A 16,832-nucleotide genomic window follows, 5' to 3' on the forward strand; every position below is an offset into this window, starting at 1 on the left:
CTTGCGACTGATCAGCCGCCTTTTCTTCCATTCCGTCCAACAACGCAGTCTGTCCCATCTCACGCCCTTCAATGACGATCAAACGCTGAGCAACTGTCCGGTGCAGCGAATCAAACATCGCACGACTCAACCGGAGCCAATTCTCTCGAGCCGGATTGGAGTTGGCAATTCTCGTGCCACGCCTTTGCAACCGCGTCACTTCCTCGGAACGGAACCGATCGCATCTGCGGATTCGGATGCTGGTATGCCACTTGCATCGGCATCGAACCTCGAGCGTGGCGGTCCATCGCCACGTCGCATTCCAAACTGAATCAAAATCGGCCACCGAGAAAGCCTCGGCGGGCCAGCCATACCACCTCACCCAGAGAAATCCCATGCGTGCCCTCATTTTCGTTGTCGCAATCGTTCTGCTGATGGCTGTCGTTGGTTGGTTGCGATTCACATCGGATGATGGTGATCCATCGGTTCGTGTCGACACGGATAAAATGAAGCAAGACACATCGTCGCTCGTCGAGACAACCAAAGATGCTGCCGACGGTGCCGCCAACGCAATCGACCGTGCGGCAGGAAACATCGACGCCAGCATCGATCGCGAACCGGTCGAGACGAATCCTTAGCCGGATATTGTCGGAGCCAATCCGCTCCGATAAGACCTTTCACTACCAGAGAATCTCGCATCGATTTGTTTGCCAGGACGATGCTTTTTGATTCGCACCCCGACTCGATAGAACGGACGATGCGGGGAAATGATTGATACCGGACTGCATGCAGGCTCGACCGCTTGCACGCAGATCCGACCGCGGCGGACTTCGCCCCAGCAGTCTCCACCTTGATTGCTTGCTTCCACTAAACCGAGTCGCAAAAATTTTTCGTGATTGTGGTCCGGCTTCAGGCAATTGTGATGTGGCAGAAGAAATCATGCGTGATTGCTTCGCCATCGCAATTTCGGAATTCAGGTCGTGACGGCATGATCGCCCGCATGCTTCGCTCACCCGAGTAACTGGTATCCCACCAAAACAAACGTGGTCAGAGCGATGCAGACAGCGACTCCCGCCAGCAAACCATCGCGAGCCAGGATCGACAACGCGAACGCGAAGATGGCTCCTCCTGCTAGGTTGGCGCTGAATGGAATGAATTCCAAAACCGGCGTGCTCATCGCCACCAAAATCGCAGCCACCGCCAGCGTGCTGATCGTGGCATGATTCATCATCCAAGTCCATCGCTGAGCGGTCATGCTATCGATCCAGGACGCCGGCTTTCGCAACCAGTCCAACATTTTCTGGACTTTGCTTTGTCCGATCTCCCATCGTTCCATCCAGCCAGGGATCCAAACATGGTCGGCATCAGCCAGCATTTGGCCACACAAGATGACCACCACTGTCCCCAACAACACGGGGACGCCCGGAATATCAGCGGGACCGGGCAACACCATGATCGCGCCCACGATCAGCAGCAGCGACGCGAATGACTTGCGTCCAACAGCGTCCATGACCTGGCCAAATTGAATTTGTTCGTTGTTTTCAGCGACTTCGTCGATCTGATGGATGATCTGTTCGATGGGCGCGTTGTGATCAGTACTCATTTCCTATCCTTTGACAGCAATTGGAATTGTTTGCGCAACCTAGCCCAACCCTTCGAAGCAACTTTTGAACCAAGCTGGCGTGGCGTTCTTGCCACACATCCGCAAACAAACTCCATTTGTCGCGTTGACGAGAGCTAAACAGAAACCATCTCGCACAAAGACCAATAGGCACCGTTCCGATTCCGAAACGATCCAAACCAAAACCACTTCACAAAGGAAACCTTCGGTGCCTGCTTCAAAGGAATCACCGCAGGTCGGTGATATGTATCGATGCGTGAACTGTCAGCTGGAGATTCATGTGACCAAAGGCTGCGACTGCGAGGGCTGCGAACCGGAATTTCGCTGCTGCGGCAATCCATTGGAAAAAGTCACTGAACCACCGGCCAACGACTGAAGGCACCGCCCGCATATTCACGGAAGCCAGCCGGCATTTACGACTGACAAAAAATCCAACGTAAAATCTCGAAGTAGCTTGCAAGCAAGCCTCAGTAACAATTACATCAGCCGTCTGGGCCCTGGCCTCGGTTGTCCCCAGCAACCGCCAAGAACACGCAAAACACGCGCTTTCCAGTATGGATCACACATGCTTGCTTCGCGTTGGCTCAATAGTCTATGGACAAACGCAACTGCGGTAGTTTTAATCATTCGACAACGACCTGTTCGACAACGCGTCTCAGGCAAGTTGCTTTCTCAATTCAGTCACATCAAAGAAACAACATGACGAACTTTGTTCATACGCTCCGCTATCCGTTGGGTCTCGCCCTCGCGACGTGCCTCTGTTTCGTAGGCGTGACCGCTACAGGGGAAGACAACGCGAAAGGCGACGAGTCGGCCAAGTGGACAACTCTGTTCGATGGTGAATCGTTGAAAGGCTGGGAGAAAGTCGGACGAGACGACAGCAAATGGGAAGTTGTCGACGGCGTGATCGAAGGCACTGGCGGAGCGTCGATGTTGGTCAACACATCGGGACCCTACAAGAATTTCCGCTACCGCGCGGAAGTCAAAATCAACGACGGCGGCAACTCGGGCGTTTACTTTCGCACCACACGCAAACCCGGTTTCATGGACGGCTACGAAGCCCAAGTCGACAGCACGCACACCGATCCAATTCGCACCGGTTCGCTGTACGGGTTCTGCCATGTGTACCCACAGTTGGTCAAACCAGACACCTGGTTCACCTACGAGATCGAAGTCAAAGACGACAACTGGCGCGGACGCGATATGACTCGCATCAAGATCACCATCGATGGCAACGAGTTGTACGAATACATGGACTTTGAAAAGACCTACGGCCCCGGCCACTTCGCATTCCAACAACACGACCCGGGCAGCATCGTGCACATCCGAAAATCGGAAGTCATGCCACTGGACGACTAGTCAACCAATCATCGTCAGCCGCTTTCACACCAATGATCGGAATATCCGGTCGTTGGTGTATTCTTTGCGCGACTCATTGGTGCAGCAGCTTTCGATAGGCAGGTTTTGCTTGCTTTGCACCAGTCATTCAAACCGGATAACTTCCGCTTTTTTACTTCGTTGATACTTCGCCTTACCTTCGTTGATCCGCGAGATGATCGAGCGATTAGTTGGCGACTTTACGACAGGACGGGAGATTCCATCAGGGTCGTGTTCGCCGAACCATTTGACCCACAGCACTTGATCTTGAGCAGGTGAACTTGAATGTTTCAAAGCCTCTCGCAACTCATCGGATCCAAGCTGAGTCTCTACTAGCAGTGCGGCACAAACCATGTCCTGCTGAATTTGCGTGTGCAAAAAGCGAATGTGGCGATCATCGGTTTGCGCGGCTACCGGCCGACGCAGTTCATGGTCGCCCCAAATCCAAGATTCCAGGTCATCCAGCTGCTGTTCCGCGCTACCACGCCAGAGATAGTACTGAGCTTCATACGCTGTACTATCGGAGGGTGGAGATGGTGGAACGCGTTCGCAGCCAAGCAGACCCCACGTCAGAGCAATCAAGAGAATCGTGTGTCTGCAACGCAGCATTTGCCTCAATCCTTTTGCAACCGATGCGAAGCCGCTGAGTCGACTGCAACGCGTCGCGTGACTCGAGAGACCCCAGTTTAGATGGTCGTCACGACGCAAGGGGAGGCGTCACGCATCCACAGAACGCAAATTGAGAGCTGGCTCACGTTAGGTCCGTTCCGCATGGAGTTTTTGAGCGCATCCGATTCGCTTCGTGACCGGTGTTGCCGATCGTTATGGCGGCCTTCAACACGCCCAATTTTTTTAAGAAACCGTGAGGGGATCCTTGGGGTCTTCACGCAGGTTCGTCTGTTCCGGGCTTTCGCTGATTGCGAATCAGGCCCTCCATCGCATCAGACCCTGGCTGTGAAAAGACGATCCCATGACGAACTTCATCGAAACAAAACTGCGTGGCACGCCAAAAAACAAGAAGAATCGCCGCGGCAAGAAGAACCGACGTCGTGAACGCGTGCTCTCGATGGAGGCACTGCAATCTCGCGAATTGATGGCGGCAGACTTTTCCTGGCTCGGTGACACGCTGCAAGTCCGAGGGACAGACGGCAACGATTTCATCGCCGTGCAAAACGACATCTCTGGAACCCGAGTCTTTGCGGGCGACACGATTCAATCTGAATGGGAAGGTCGCCCATTCGCGGAGGCGTCCCGCATCGAAGTTGCGGGCGGCGACGGCGACGATGTCTTGTTCAGCTATCAGTCTGAAATCTCTGTCAGCCTGTTTGGTGAGTTCGGAAACGACTTCTTGTACTCCGACCAAGCAACCGCGGTGATGGATGGCGGTGAAGGCCTGGATTGGATCTACGATTCACAAATGGAAGGTGTCTGGGAAGACGCACTCGGGGTCGAAGGTTTCGACTTGGACCTGAGCGATCTGGATGCGGTGCCCCAGTTTGACTCCAACGACCGAATCAGCTTGCAAGTCGAACTGAACGGACGAACTGAAATCGCCGGCCAATCGATCGACGTCTCTGGCGCGGTTGAGGTCAGCGAATCAGGAGTCGACGTTCACGTCGCTGGATTCGTGGACTCTTGGTCGGATGCATTTGGCGTCGCTGGATTGGAACTGAAAGACACACAAATCGTCCTCGACACCAGCTCGGATGAGTTGGTGGGAGATGCCTACCGCGTTCACGTCGATTCTCACCTGGATACCGGTGGAACTTTGATCGGCATCGCCGGTACCGTTGATCTAACTCCAGAAACTGTGGACGCAACGTTCACCGGAAGCATTGAAAACTGGGACGATGCATATGGCATCGATGACTTGGATTTGCAACAAGCCGAGCTTTCGATCAGCGGATCCGTTGACGAGCAATCGGATTCCGAATTCAGCATTGAAATCGGCGCCGACATGTTGATCGATTCGACTCTTGTGGCCGTCGCCGGCGTTCTCGACATCTCCCCCGAACGCATCGACGCTCAACTGAGTGGCTCAGTCGAAAACTGGGCGAATGCTTTCGGAATCGAACAACTCTCGCTGAACAACGCTCACTTGAACGTCGTCGCATCCACGGATCGCAAAGAAGACCATCGCGTTGCTGTGAGTGTGCAGGCGGACATGCGAGTGGAAAACACGGACGTTGAAGTGGCGGGAAGTGTCGAGATCACACCAGACAACATCGACGTGGTGATGACAGGGAACGTTCCCCACTGGGACGATGCCTTTGGGTTCGATGACCTTGATTTGGAGGATGCCAGTTTGACCGTTCTGGCGTCGACCGATCGAGAGGGTACGCAAGAACTGTATGTTGATGTCGCCGCTGACATGCAAGTCGAGGGTGAGATGGTGAGCGTTGCCGGAACCATTGGCTTGGACGGCGATCAGACTTCGGCCTCGTTGACCGGCACGGTTCCGGGAACTTGGGACGATGCATTTGGCGTCGATCAACTCGACCTGATTGACACCATGCTCAGCGTCGATGGACTCAAAACTGAATCCGCTTCCCAATTCAGCATCGGTGCGTCCGCGGGCATGGATCTGTTCGGTACCTATGTCGGCATCGGCGGCGTGATTCAGTTCACTCCCAACGGAGTCAGCACGAACTTGGCAGGGACCGTTGCGGGAGATTGGGCCGGGGCGTTTGGCATCGATGCGTTGCAACTAAGAGACACCGAGTTGTCTATCACGCACGATCCCACCGACGGTGACGAGTCTGGATTCAACATTGAACTGGACACGGACTTGGAGCTGTTTGGGAGCTACGTCGATGTGATCGGAAACCTGGATTTCAGCTTGAGTGGAGAGTCAGTGAGCCTTTCTCCTCAGGGTGAATTGGAATTTGAGAACCTGCTGGGCATCTCTGGATTTTCGCTCAGCGGTGCCGACGTCACGCTCGACGCTGGAACCGACGGGATGAGCCTGTCGCTGGACGCGACGATGGACATAGGAAGCGTGGAGGTCGACTTCGAAGGCCTGTTCTCCATCAGCCAAGACGAAGTTTCGGCGAGTCTCACGGGTAGCATTGACCGGTGGGACGATGCGTTTGATGTCTCCGGTTTGAATCTCGAAGACGTGGTCATGACCGTGGGAGCCGAAAAAAGTGCGGCTGGCGCGAGCATGTTCATCGGCTTGGGAGCCGGCATCAGCATCGGTGACAAAGAGATCGAAGTCGCTGGGTTGGTCGGCGTCGGAACAACCGGATGGGAAGTTGCTTTCCGCGGCAGCATCGATGTGCTAGCGAGCACGGACCTGGTCGTCTTCGCAAACACGATGACCCAAGCAGGTGATCCGGATGCGAAGCCCATCCCCAGCGATGCCCTTGGCGATTTTGAAATGCAAGACGCTTACATCAACTTCGCTCCGTACGGTGGCAACGAAGCTCTCGGCATCACCGACGGTTTTGGGATTGGCGGTGAGTTTTACAAGGACGGCGAACTGCTCGCCGCTGGTGAGTTCGTCGTCGACCTGGAAACGTTCTCGTTCGAAGTTGGCTTGAACATTCCCGAGATTGAACTGGGGCCGGTGGATCTAAGCGACGTCATCGTTGACATCCGCATCGCGACGGGCGACTCGTACTTTCGCGTTGCCGGGTCGGCTGAGATGATGGGAGCGGAAGTCAGTTTGGAAGGCATGATCCAATCGGATGGCGACTTCTCGTTGACCGGAAATGCGAACGTTGACGTTGCCGGCTTGGATGCTTCAGTGACATTCACCGTGGACAACTCCGGCATGCAGTTCGAAGCGATCGTTCAAGGGACGCTATTCAACAACGTCACCAATGCGGTCACCGGTGAGATGCTCGAAGCGGCGCAGAGCGTGCAAACGAAGATCGACAATGCTCAAGCGGTCGTTGCGGCCGCGAAAAGCAACGTGGACAAACTGAACACAGAACTGGCCGAAGCGAAGGCAGAGGCACAGAAGGAAATCGACGAGATCCAATCGAAACTGGATTCGGCCAAAAGCATCGTGGACAGTGCTCGAGCCAGCAAAGATTATTGGTACCGAGTCCGCAAGTCACGATACAACGCATGGCGAAGTGCTCAGGCCGCGACCAAACGTGCGGCTTGGTACAACTACGCAACCTACAAAGCCAAGGAAGTTGCCAAGTACGCCAGCTACAAATACGCCGCAACGGTTTACTCCGCGAAAGTGGTGACGTATCACGCGACTTCGGCAACTTACAACACCATTCGCAACTCGGCGGGTTGGGTGCTGGACAACGTTGGTGTCGAAGCCAATCCCGAAGTGTTGCGAATCAAAGCTCTGCTGGCAGCCGGGAACCTGGCCGTCAATTCAGCGGAAGCGATTCTGAATGGAATCGAAGATGCCAACGCGCACATCCTGCGAGGCTTGGAGATCGCCAATAGCCTGGAGGTCAATCACGTTTTGCTCTCCGGCAATGTTTCCAACTACGTCAGCGCCGGAGTGCACGCGGAGATTGACTTCAGCTTCAACGGCTACAACCAAACGATCGGACTGAGCCTGAACACCGACCGTTTGGTGCAAGACCTGACGAAGAAGTTGGCTGGATCAGCCCTGGGTTTCTAAGCGAAACGGGTTGCCAAAATCGGCCTGCCGCGGGCGATGCTCGTTTCAGGCGAGCGTTTTTTTGGGGCCAGGAATCGAGAAAACCCGGCATGGGGACTTCGAAGTATCCACACGCAACGGGAAATGCGATCCTGATGGACGCGGATAAGGGGCAACGCGGCCCCTTTCCAGGTGCATCAGACCGGCTAATCGAGTAGGATGGACCGCGAACTTTTGGTCGTGGGTGCGGTCGCTCCCTCGGCCCCAACAAACGGCGAGCAGATTGCATCCGACGACTCGCTGGTCATTCCTGTTCTCGTCTCATCCGCTTGGATCCTCCCCCCAGAGAACACCTTTGCTTCGTCCCGCTTTTGTCTTTGCCGTTCTATTGATTTCTGGGTTCGTTGAACCCTCGTTGGGTGACGATTCGCGTGACCAATCCGAGCCGATTCAAGCGGTCGATTGCAGCACGCTGACCGGCAAAGTGATGTGCGGCTACCAAGGATGGTTCAACTGCGACGGAGACGGCGCTGGACTTGGTTGGCGACATTGGGGACGCAACTCGCGCAAACCCCTTGGTCCAGGCAATGTCACGGTTGACCTTTGGCCGGACATGTCGGAATACTCCCCGGAAGAACGCTTTGCCACCGAGTTCAAGCAATCCGACGGCAGCGTCGCGGAAGTGTTCAGCAGTGCCAATGAACAAACCGTTCGGCGTCACTTCCAATGGATGCGAGAGTACGCAATCGATGGTGCTTTTGTCCAACGCTTCGCCACCTCGCTGCGATCTCCCGCCAGCCTCGCGAATCGAACGGCGATTTTGAATCACTGTCGTCGCGGCTCCGAAGAGAACGGGCGAGCCTTCGCGGTCATGTATGACTTGTCGGGGCTTCGCGAAGGAGAACTCGACATCGTTCGCAAGGACTGGGCTCGCTTGGTCAACGAAGAAGCGATCACCGACAGCGACTCTTACTTGCATCACAACGGCATGCCCCTCGTTGCGATTTGGGGTGTCGGTTTCGCCGAACGGCACCAACCCGGCGCTTATACGCTGGATGATTGCAAAGCGTTGATCGCTCAACTGAAACAAGCCGGTTGCAGCATCATGCTGGGTGTGCCGACCGGATGGCGAGAACTCGAGCGAGACTGCGTGACCGATCCCGCGGTCCGAACGATCTTCGAGATGGCGGATGTGCTTAGCCCGTGGACACCTGGACGCTATCGCAACCCAGAACAAGCCCATCGACACGCTGAGCAAACTTGGCAACCGGATCAACAGGAATGCGATGCCAACCGACAAGGCTACCTGCCCGTCGTCTTCCCCGGTTTCAGTTGGTTCAATCTTCGCAACGGGCAGGCTCCTCTGGATGACATCCCGCGATTGAAAGGCCAATTCCTTTGGTCGCAAATCGTGGCGGCGAAGAAAGCCGGAGCCAAGATGCTGTATGTCGCAATGTTTGACGAAGTCGATGAAGCGACGGCGATTTTCAAATGCACCAGCGATCCACCGCAGGGACGCGACGCAGAATTCTTGACGTACGAAGGTTTGCCCAGCGATCACTACCTCAAGATTGTCGGCCGAGCGGCTCAGTTGCTACGCGACGAGATTGCTCCCACCGAGACTCTGCCCAAGGAATGGCTGACTGCTCAAGTCAGCACGTCTGAGAGTGGTGATGCTGCGAGCGATCCCGTTCAACCGACTGCATTGAAAGAGAAACAGCTGGTCTCGGACGATCTTTCTGCGATTCGCGAATTTGTTTCCGATCAGTGCTTGGATTGTCACACGGGAAACGATGCCGAAGCGGGATTGGATTTGCAGGCGTTTGATTTCGGTTCAGATCAGTTCACGCAACCTGACTTGGCGACGGCGGAGTGGGAGAAAATCCTTCGACGCGTCAACACACGCCAGATGCCGCCGCCGGATTATGGCCAACCCGACGAAACAACCTATTCTCAAGTAACAGCCTCGTTGGTTTCGATTCTCGATCATCACGCTCAGCGGTTCCCACGACCGGGCCGAATGGGAGCAATGCGGCGGATGACCCGCGTGGAGTATCAAAACGCGATCCGTGATTTGCTGGCGGTGTCCATTGATGCATCGGACTACCTTCCCAAAGACGAATCCAGCCACGGTTTTGACAACATCACGGTCGAGGAACTCTCTCCGACTCACTTGAACCGCTACGTGTCGGCCGCACAAAAAATCGCTCGCGTGGCCGTCGGAGGCTTGGGCAACGGCCCCGCCGGAGTGACGATTCGGTTGCCGGCTGACCGATCGCAAGAAAAGCATGTTGAAGGCCTGCCGTTTGGAACCCGCGGCGGCGTGTTGTTCGATCAACACTTCCCGCAAACGGGTGAGTACGAAATCGAATTGAAATTGACTCGCGACCGAGACGAACAAGTCGAGGGTTTGCATCGCGAACACGAAATCGATGTGCTGGTCGATCGTGCTCGAGTCCACCAGTTCAAGGTGTATCCACCCAAGAAGACCGGCAAGTACGGCGGTCCCGATTACACGCATTCGGATTCTCACCTGAAACAGCGTCTGCACTTCGACGCCGGCCGGCATTCGATTGGTGTCACCTTTCCCAAGACGTTCTCGTCGCTAACCGAGGGCAAACGACAGCCCTTCGATGCCAACTTCAATCGGCACCGCCATCCACGACTGACGCCGGCGATCTATCAGGTTTCGATCGTGGGTCCGTTTGCTCCGGAAGGTCCCGGCATCACCACCAGTCGCCAAGCAATCTTCGGCGAGAACTGGTCTGGTGAAAACGCCGACCGGGACGAAGCCAAAAAGATCCTCACACGGTTGGCTCGCCGAGCCTATCGCCGTCCCACAACGGCTGAGGAGCTGGCGTTGTTGATGGACTTCTTTGACGAAGGTTTCTCAGCCGGCAAGTTTGATGAGGGCATCGAGTCCGCTCTCACTGCGTTGTTGGTCAACCCAAACTTCCTGTTCCGGATTGAATCCGTTGATCCGGATGCCTCGGCAACACAAGAAAAGAATGTTGTCGCCGTCAACGATAATGAGTTGGCGTCTCGATTGGCGTCGTTCTTGTGGAGCAGTTTGCCCGACGAAGAATTGTTGGACCTCGCCGACGCCAAGCAATTGCGAAACGATGACGTGCTGGCGGGACAAGTTGCAAGAATGCTGGATGATCCTCGTGCCAATTCGCTCGTCACAAATTTCGCTTCGCAGTGGCTGCAGTTACGCAACTTGGATTCGATCACGCCTGACCTGCGTTTGTTCCCCGACTTCGACGACAACCTTCGGCAATCTTTTCAACGCGAGACTCAGCTCTTGTTCCAGGATGTATTGACGAACGATCGAAGCGTCACCGATCTGATCGCTTCACAAGACACCTTTTTGAACGAACGCTTGGCCACGCACTATGGGATCCGAGGCGTCACCGGAAGCCATTTCCGCCGCGTCAAAGTTTCGCCGGAGTCGCATCGGGGCGGCATCTTGCGGCACGGCAGCATTCTGATGGTCACCTCGTATGCAACCCGAACTTCGCCAACGATTCGCGGCAATTGGGTGATGGAAAACATCTTCGGAACTCCCGCTCCTCCACCACCGCCGAACGTTCCCAACTTGAAAGAGAAAGACACGCTCGCGGCGATGACAGTCCGCGAGCGGCTGGCCATGCACCGGGCCAATCCGACTTGTGCGAGTTGCCATGACTTGATCGATCCGCTTGGGTTCGCACTCGAAAACTTTGACGCGGTCGGACGTTGGCGACAATTTGAAGGCACGCTGGATGTCGATTCGTCAGGCCAACTCCCAGATGGCACCGAGTTGCAATCGGTCGATGAACTGGAAGCCGGCATCGTCGCTCGCCCGGACATCTTTGCTCAAACCGTCGCCGAAAAACTGATGACATACGCACTCGGACGAGCCGTCGAGCCACACGATGGACCGGCGATTCGCCGCATCGTTCGTGGAGCGTCGCAGTCCAACTACACGTTGGCTTCTCTGATCAACGGCATCGTTCTGAGCGAGCCGTTTCGGTACCGAGAAATCGCGTCTGAACCGAACAACCGCCACACATCCCAATGATCCGTCACGCTGCCCACTTCTAAACTGGAAGCTCGATGAAACGATCCCATCTCTCTCGCCGAACCTTGCTCCGCGGCACCGGTGCCGCCGTCGCGTTGCCACTGCTGGACGCGATGATTCCCGCGATGACCGCATCAGCGGCGACCGCGGCCGCCCCCAGCCGACTGAAACGAATCGGTTACATCTACATTCCGATGGGATACAACCCAGCCGAATGGACTCCCGAAGGCGAAGCGCTCGAAGAATTGCCGTCCAGTTTGTCGCCACTGGAAGACGTGAAGGATCACTTGACCGTGATCTCCAACACGGATTTGCAAAACGCATACCCCGGTTCACACGCGACATCGAACTCGGCGTTTTTGAGTGCGGCGCGAGCCAAGCGAACCGAGAGCAGCGACTACTACAACGGCACCACGGTCGATCAAGTCGCGGCTCGAAAGATTGGTGCGACCACTCAGTTGCCATCGCTGGAACTTTCGATGGACCTGCTGTCGACCGTCGGGCAGTGCGACAACGGTTACGCGTGTGTGTACCAGAACAGTTTGTCTTGGGCTTCTCCGACGCAGCCATTGCCATCCGAAGCTCACCCGCGAATCGTGTTTGAAAGCTTGTTTGGCGAAGGCGGGACTCCCGAGCAACGTCGAGCCGCGATGCAGAAACGAGCCAGCCTGCTGGATTCGATCAACTTGGAAATCAAGCGGATCAAGAATCGCGTGGGTGCCTCGGACCGCAACAAGATCGATGGCTACCTCGAAAGCATTCGCGAAGTCGAACGACGCATTCAGTTGGCGGAACAAAACAGCGAGGAGAATCCGCTGCCCGATTTGGATCGTCCCGTTGGTGTGCCGACCGCGTACGCTGATCACGCGAAGCTGATGTTCGACCTGCAGTTGCTCGCTTTCCAAGGCGACATCACTCGAGTGGTTTCGTTCCAATTGGCTCGCGAAGCCAGCACACGAACGTATCCTGAGATCGGCGTGCCTGACCCACACCACCCCGTGACGCACCACGGTCGCGATCCAGAAAAGCTGGCCAAGGTTGCCAAGATCAACCAGTTCCATGTTTCGTTGTTCGCTGACTTCCTCAAGCGGATGGACGAAGTCCCCGAAGGCGACGGAACATTGCTCGATCATTCGCTCTACATGTACGGCAGCGGCATGGGCGATCCGGACGCGCACGACCACAGCAATCTGCCGATCTTGGTGGCTGGTGGTGCCGCCGAAAACATGCGTGGCAATCGTCACCTTCGGTTCAAAGACCCTGAGCCACTGTCGAACCTGCACCTGACGTTGCTCAACAAAGTCGGTGTGCCTTTGGAATCGTTCGCGGACAGCACGGGAACGGTCGACGACCTCTTTGATCCGGTGACACTGTGATGTCGCGAATGATCTTGCCGATCACTGGATCGCTCCTGGTTTGTCTTGGCGTCGTCGCGGCGGATCCATCCGATCACCAGTGGGTTGTCGCGGCGGAACAGCAACGTTGGGATTTGGTTCGAGAATCGTTGGCTGGCAATCGGGTGGACGTCGATGCATCTCAACCCGATGGGATGACGGCGTTGCACTGGGCGGCCTACCACAATCACGCTCGCAGTATCGCGGCACTGGTCGCTGCCGGTGCGGACGTGGATGCGAAAACGCTGTACGAGGTCACGCCACTGAGCCTGGCGTGTGAGTATGGCAATCTCAGAGCAGTGCGAGCCTTGTTGGACGCGGGTGCCGATGCAGACGCTGCTCGACGCGGCGGCGAATCACCATTGATGTTGGCGGCGCGGCAGGGCAACGCGAATGTGGTCCGTTCGCTGATCAAGGCCGGAGCCGACATGGAAGACAAAGAAGCCCGCGGCCAAACCGCGTTGATGTGGGCATCCGCGGCCGGCAACCTGGATGCCGTCGACGCATTGATCGATGCGGGATGCAACGTTGAAACAACACTGAAGCAGTCCGGGTTGTCAGCACTCATGTTCGCGGCACGACACGGTCAATCTGCGGTGGTGATGCGTTTGCTCGACTCGGGTTTGGACGTCAACACCGTCGCGAAACCCAAACGCAGCGGCGGCCGAAACCCGCGGTCGGGAATGTCGGCGATGATGTTCGCGATTGAAAGCGGGCACCTTCAGTTGGCTTGCGATTTGGTCCGTCGCGGTGCCGATCCGAACGACCAACGCAGCGGATACGCTCCACTGCACGCGATCACTTGGGTTCGCAAAACGGAACTGGGCGACAACCCAGAGGGCGACCCGGCACCTCGCATCACGGGATCCATCCACAGCTTGGACTTTGTCCGTCAAATGGTGGAACTGGGGGCGGACGTGAATCTGCAGCTGAAAAACGGCAAATCACGCGGCCAACGCCTCAATCACAAAGGCGCCACGCCATTCTTCTTGGCCTCTCGCGGTGCAGACATCGAGCTGATGCATCTGTTGCTGGAACTCGGGGCCGACCCCACGATCCCCAATGACGATGGAACCACCGCGTTGATGGCCGCGGCAGGAGTCGGGGTGATCGCGGTGGGCGAAGAACCGGGCACGCCGGAAGAGGTCGACCGCGCGATCGAGATGCTGGTCGAACTTGGGATCGACCCCAATGTCGTCGATCGCAACCGAGAAACCGCGATGCACGGGGCCGCGCTGCGAACGTTTCCGACCGCGGTTCGAAAGCTGACTTCTGTCGGCGCTGATCCCAATGTTTGGAACCACAAGAACAAACGTGGGTGGACGCCGCTGGACATCGCCGGTGGCAAACGTCCCGGCAGCGTCAAACCGTCCCCGCCAACGATTGAAGCTTTGAAAGAAGCGATTGAAGCTTCTAGCTTCTAGCTTCTAGCTTCTAGCTTCTAGCTTCTAGCTTCTCGCTTCTCGCCTCCCGCCTCTCGCCTACCAATCTCGTGAATCGCTATATTCTTTCGCTTTCGTTTGCATTCATTGCATCAGCACTCTTTGCTGCCGAACGTCCCAATGTCGTTGTAATTTTGGTGGACGACATGGGGTACGGAGACCCGGGATGTTTCAATTCCGACTCCAAAATCGAAACGCCGAACATCGATTCGCTTGCTCGCGACGGGATGCGATTCACCAACGCCCACGCACCCGGACCTCTGTGCCACATGTCACGGTATGGGCTGATGACGGGACGCTATCCGTTCCGAACCAACGTCAGCGTTTGGCCACGTGAACCTTTGATCGAGTCCGATCAAGCCACGCTGGCTTCGCTTGCCAAATCGCAGGGTTATCGGTCCACGATGATCGGCAAGTGGCACTTGGGATTTGAAGAACGTGCCAACGAAACCTACGACCGCCCGTTGTTGGGTGGCCCTGTGGACCGTGGCTTTGACCACTTCTTTGGCATCCGAGCCTCCACCGATATTCCGCCTTACTTCTACATCAACGACCGACAAGCGGTGCATCCGCCGACGGATCGCATCGAGGCCAACGCCAGTGAAAGATGGTCACCGATTCAAGGTGCGTTCTGGCGAGCCGGCGGTATCGCTCCGAATCTGGAACTGGCCGATGTTTTGCCACACTTCACGGACTTGGCGATCGACACCATCCAGGCACATCCAAACTCTGACGATGCGACGCCAATGATGCTGTATTTGGCCTACCCAGCGCCTCATACACCTTGGCTACCAAGCCCCGAGTTTGCAGGCAAAAGCAAAGTCGACTCGTACGGTGATTTTGTGATGATGGTCGATCACGAAATCGGACGCGTGCTGGGTGCTCTCAAACAGCAGGACATGGAACGAGACACAATCGTCATCTTCACCTCGGACAATGGTCCGGTCTGGTACGAGAACGACACGGAGCGATTCCAGCATGACTCGGCCGGCGGTTTTCGAGGGATGAAAGCCGACGCCTGGGAGGCTGGGCACCGGATGCCGTTCATCGTTCGCTGGCCAGGTCGCGCCAACGCATCCAGCAGCACGGATCATCTGGTTTGCTTCACGGATTTGATGGCCACGTTTGCCGACATTTGGAAGACAGAACTTCCCCAGGACGCTGGACCGGACAGCCACAGTTTTTTGCCGGCGTTGCTTCAACAGCCATTCCAGCAAGACTCAAAGAGAACCGAATTCGTAATGCGGTCTGGGAGCAAATCCACGATGACGATCCGAGAAGGCGATTGGAAATTGATCACCGGACTCGGCTCTGGCGGTTTTTCCAAACCATCACGCATCCCGCCAAAGCCCGGTGGCCCGACCGGTCAACTTTACAACCTGAAGAACGATCCCGCCGAAGCCAACAACCTCTACCAAGACCATCCGGACATCGTTCAACGGCTTCAGAAACGCATGAAACAAATCGTCGACGATGGCCGCAGTCGCTGAACTCGCCGCTCTTCTGAACAACGCATCCCACCTTTGATTCCCACCAGGCTCCCACATGAAAACCTTCTCTCTTTTTGCCTCCGTAAGTATTCTGTTGTTGGCTTGCTCCGTGCTGTCTTCTCCTTCGGCAACAGCGGCTGAAACCAACGAGGCGGGTCGCCCCAACGTGATCGTGATCATGAGCGACGATCAAGGCGTCGGCGACTACGGCTTCATGGGCAATCCGCTCATCCGCACGCCTTCGCTGGATCAAATGCGAACGCGAAGCGGCTACATGAGCCGGTTCTACGTCAGCAACGTGTGTGCCCCGACTCGAGCCAGCCTGATGACGGGGCGATACAACTACCGAACGCGTTGCATCGACACGTATGTTGGTCGAGCGATGATGGATCCGGACGAAGTCACGCTGGCAGAACAGCTCAGCGAAGCGGGCTACCAAACCGGCATCTTTGGCAAATGGCACCTGGGTGACAACTATCCCATGCGGCCGATGGACCAAGGGTTCGACGAGAGCCTGATTCACCGGGGTGGCGGCATCGGTCAGCCATCGGATCCGATTGGTGCCGAAGGAAAGTACACCGACCCGACACTTTTTCACAACGGTGACGAAGTGGCCATGGAAGGTTACTGCACCGACATCTTCTTTGACGCGGCAATTGATTTTGCTCACAAACAAACCGAATCGGGAAAACCGTTCTTCAGCTACATCGCCACCAATGCCCCTCACGGACCGTTCGACGATGTACCAAACGAACTCTATGAGGAATACAGCCAAGTCGATTTCTCGCCGATTTTGGTGAACGATCTTCCCGCCAAAAAGCGCAGCGCCGAGTTTGACAAGCTGGCTCGGATATCCGCGATGATCACCAACATCGATCAAAACGTGGGCAAAC

At 56.1% G+C, this 16,832-nt stretch carries 10 protein-coding genes; 8 read left to right on the forward strand and 2 right to left on the reverse strand.

All coding sequences use genetic code 11. From position 1 onward, the window contains the following. Positions 1-374: 374 nt before the first annotated feature. Positions 375-617 (forward strand): hypothetical protein, encoded by a 243-nt coding sequence (locus RE6C_RS16820; protein WP_008658394.1) that lies wholly within the window; start codon positions 375-377, stop codon positions 615-617. A gap of 371 nt (positions 618-988) precedes the next feature. On the opposite strand, the gene RE6C_RS16830 is transcribed toward RE6C_RS16820, so the two are convergent. Further along, entirely contained in the window at positions 989-1,582 is a 594-nt protein-coding gene (locus RE6C_RS16830) for an exopolysaccharide biosynthesis protein (RefSeq protein ID WP_008658398.1), read from the reverse strand. 717 nt (positions 1,583-2,299) lie between these two features. Between RE6C_RS16830 and RE6C_RS16840 the strand changes: the two genes are divergently transcribed. Then, positions 2,300-2,959: a 3-keto-disaccharide hydrolase gene (locus RE6C_RS16840; protein ID WP_173401802.1), complete on the forward strand. Its 660-nt coding sequence runs from the start codon at positions 2,300-2,302 to the stop codon at positions 2,957-2,959. A 123-nt stretch (positions 2,960-3,082) separates the two neighbouring features. On the opposite strand, the gene RE6C_RS16845 is transcribed toward RE6C_RS16840, so the two are convergent. Beyond that, positions 3,083-3,586: a hypothetical protein gene (locus tag RE6C_RS16845; protein ID WP_008658402.1), complete on the reverse strand. Its 504-nt coding sequence runs from the start codon at positions 3,584-3,586 to the stop codon at positions 3,083-3,085. A gap of 361 nt (positions 3,587-3,947) precedes the next feature. On the opposite strand from RE6C_RS16845, the gene RE6C_RS16850 reads away from it, so the two are divergent. From RE6C_RS16850 to RE6C_RS16875, 6 genes are all read left to right on the forward strand, one after another. After that, entirely contained in the window at positions 3,948-7,571 is a 3,624-nt protein-coding gene (locus RE6C_RS16850; protein ID WP_008658403.1) for a hypothetical protein, read from the forward strand. A gap of 334 nt (positions 7,572-7,905) precedes the next feature. Continuing rightward, the gene (locus RE6C_RS16855; RefSeq protein ID WP_008658404.1) at positions 7,906-11,613 is read left to right on the forward strand and encodes a DUF1592 domain-containing protein; all 3,708 of its coding nucleotides are present in this window, start codon (positions 7,906-7,908) and stop codon (positions 11,611-11,613) included. A gap of 35 nt (positions 11,614-11,648) precedes the next feature. Beyond that, on the forward strand, positions 11,649-12,989 hold the full coding sequence (locus RE6C_RS16860; RefSeq protein WP_008658406.1) for a DUF1552 domain-containing protein: 1,341 nt from the start codon (positions 11,649-11,651) through the stop codon (positions 12,987-12,989). Next, the gene (locus tag RE6C_RS16865) at positions 12,989-14,431 is read left to right on the forward strand and encodes an ankyrin repeat domain-containing protein (protein ID WP_008658408.1); all 1,443 of its coding nucleotides are present in this window, start codon (positions 12,989-12,991) and stop codon (positions 14,429-14,431) included. Before RE6C_RS16860 ends, RE6C_RS16865 begins: the two co-directional genes overlap by 1 nt. A gap of 68 nt (positions 14,432-14,499) precedes the next feature. Next, positions 14,500-15,939 (forward strand): sulfatase family protein, encoded by a 1,440-nt coding sequence (locus RE6C_RS16870; protein WP_008658409.1) that lies wholly within the window; start codon positions 14,500-14,502, stop codon positions 15,937-15,939. Positions 15,940-15,994: 55 nt separating this feature from the next. After that, the coding region (locus tag RE6C_RS16875) for a sulfatase-like hydrolase/transferase (protein ID WP_008658412.1) at positions 15,995-16,832 on the forward strand (838 nt) is incomplete at its 3' end.

Origin of the sequence: Rhodopirellula europaea 6C (genome assembly GCF_000338295.1) — a bacterium.
GTDB classification, from domain to species: domain Bacteria; phylum Planctomycetota; class Planctomycetia; order Pirellulales; family Pirellulaceae; genus Rhodopirellula; species Rhodopirellula europaea.

What these genes read in the sequence shown, in the direction of transcription:
- RE6C_RS16830 (WP_008658398.1), bottom strand. Translation starts at nt 1,582, where the DNA reads ATGAGTACTGATCACAACGCGCCCATCGAACAGATCATCCATCAGATC.
- RE6C_RS16865 (WP_008658408.1), top strand. Translation starts at nt 12,989, where the DNA reads ATGTCGCGAATGATCTTGCCGATCACTGGATCGCTCCTGGTTTGTCTT.
- RE6C_RS16820 (WP_008658394.1), top strand. Translation starts at nt 375, where the DNA reads ATGCGTGCCCTCATTTTCGTTGTCGCAATCGTTCTGCTGATGGCTGTC.
- RE6C_RS16845 (WP_008658402.1), bottom strand. Translation starts at nt 3,586, where the DNA reads ATGCTGCGTTGCAGACACACGATTCTCTTGATTGCTCTGACGTGGGGT.
- RE6C_RS16850 (WP_008658403.1), top strand. Translation starts at nt 3,948, where the DNA reads ATGACGAACTTCATCGAAACAAAACTGCGTGGCACGCCAAAAAACAAG.
- RE6C_RS16840 (WP_173401802.1), top strand. Translation starts at nt 2,300, where the DNA reads ATGACGAACTTTGTTCATACGCTCCGCTATCCGTTGGGTCTCGCCCTC.
- RE6C_RS16860 (WP_008658406.1), top strand. Translation starts at nt 11,649, where the DNA reads ATGAAACGATCCCATCTCTCTCGCCGAACCTTGCTCCGCGGCACCGGT.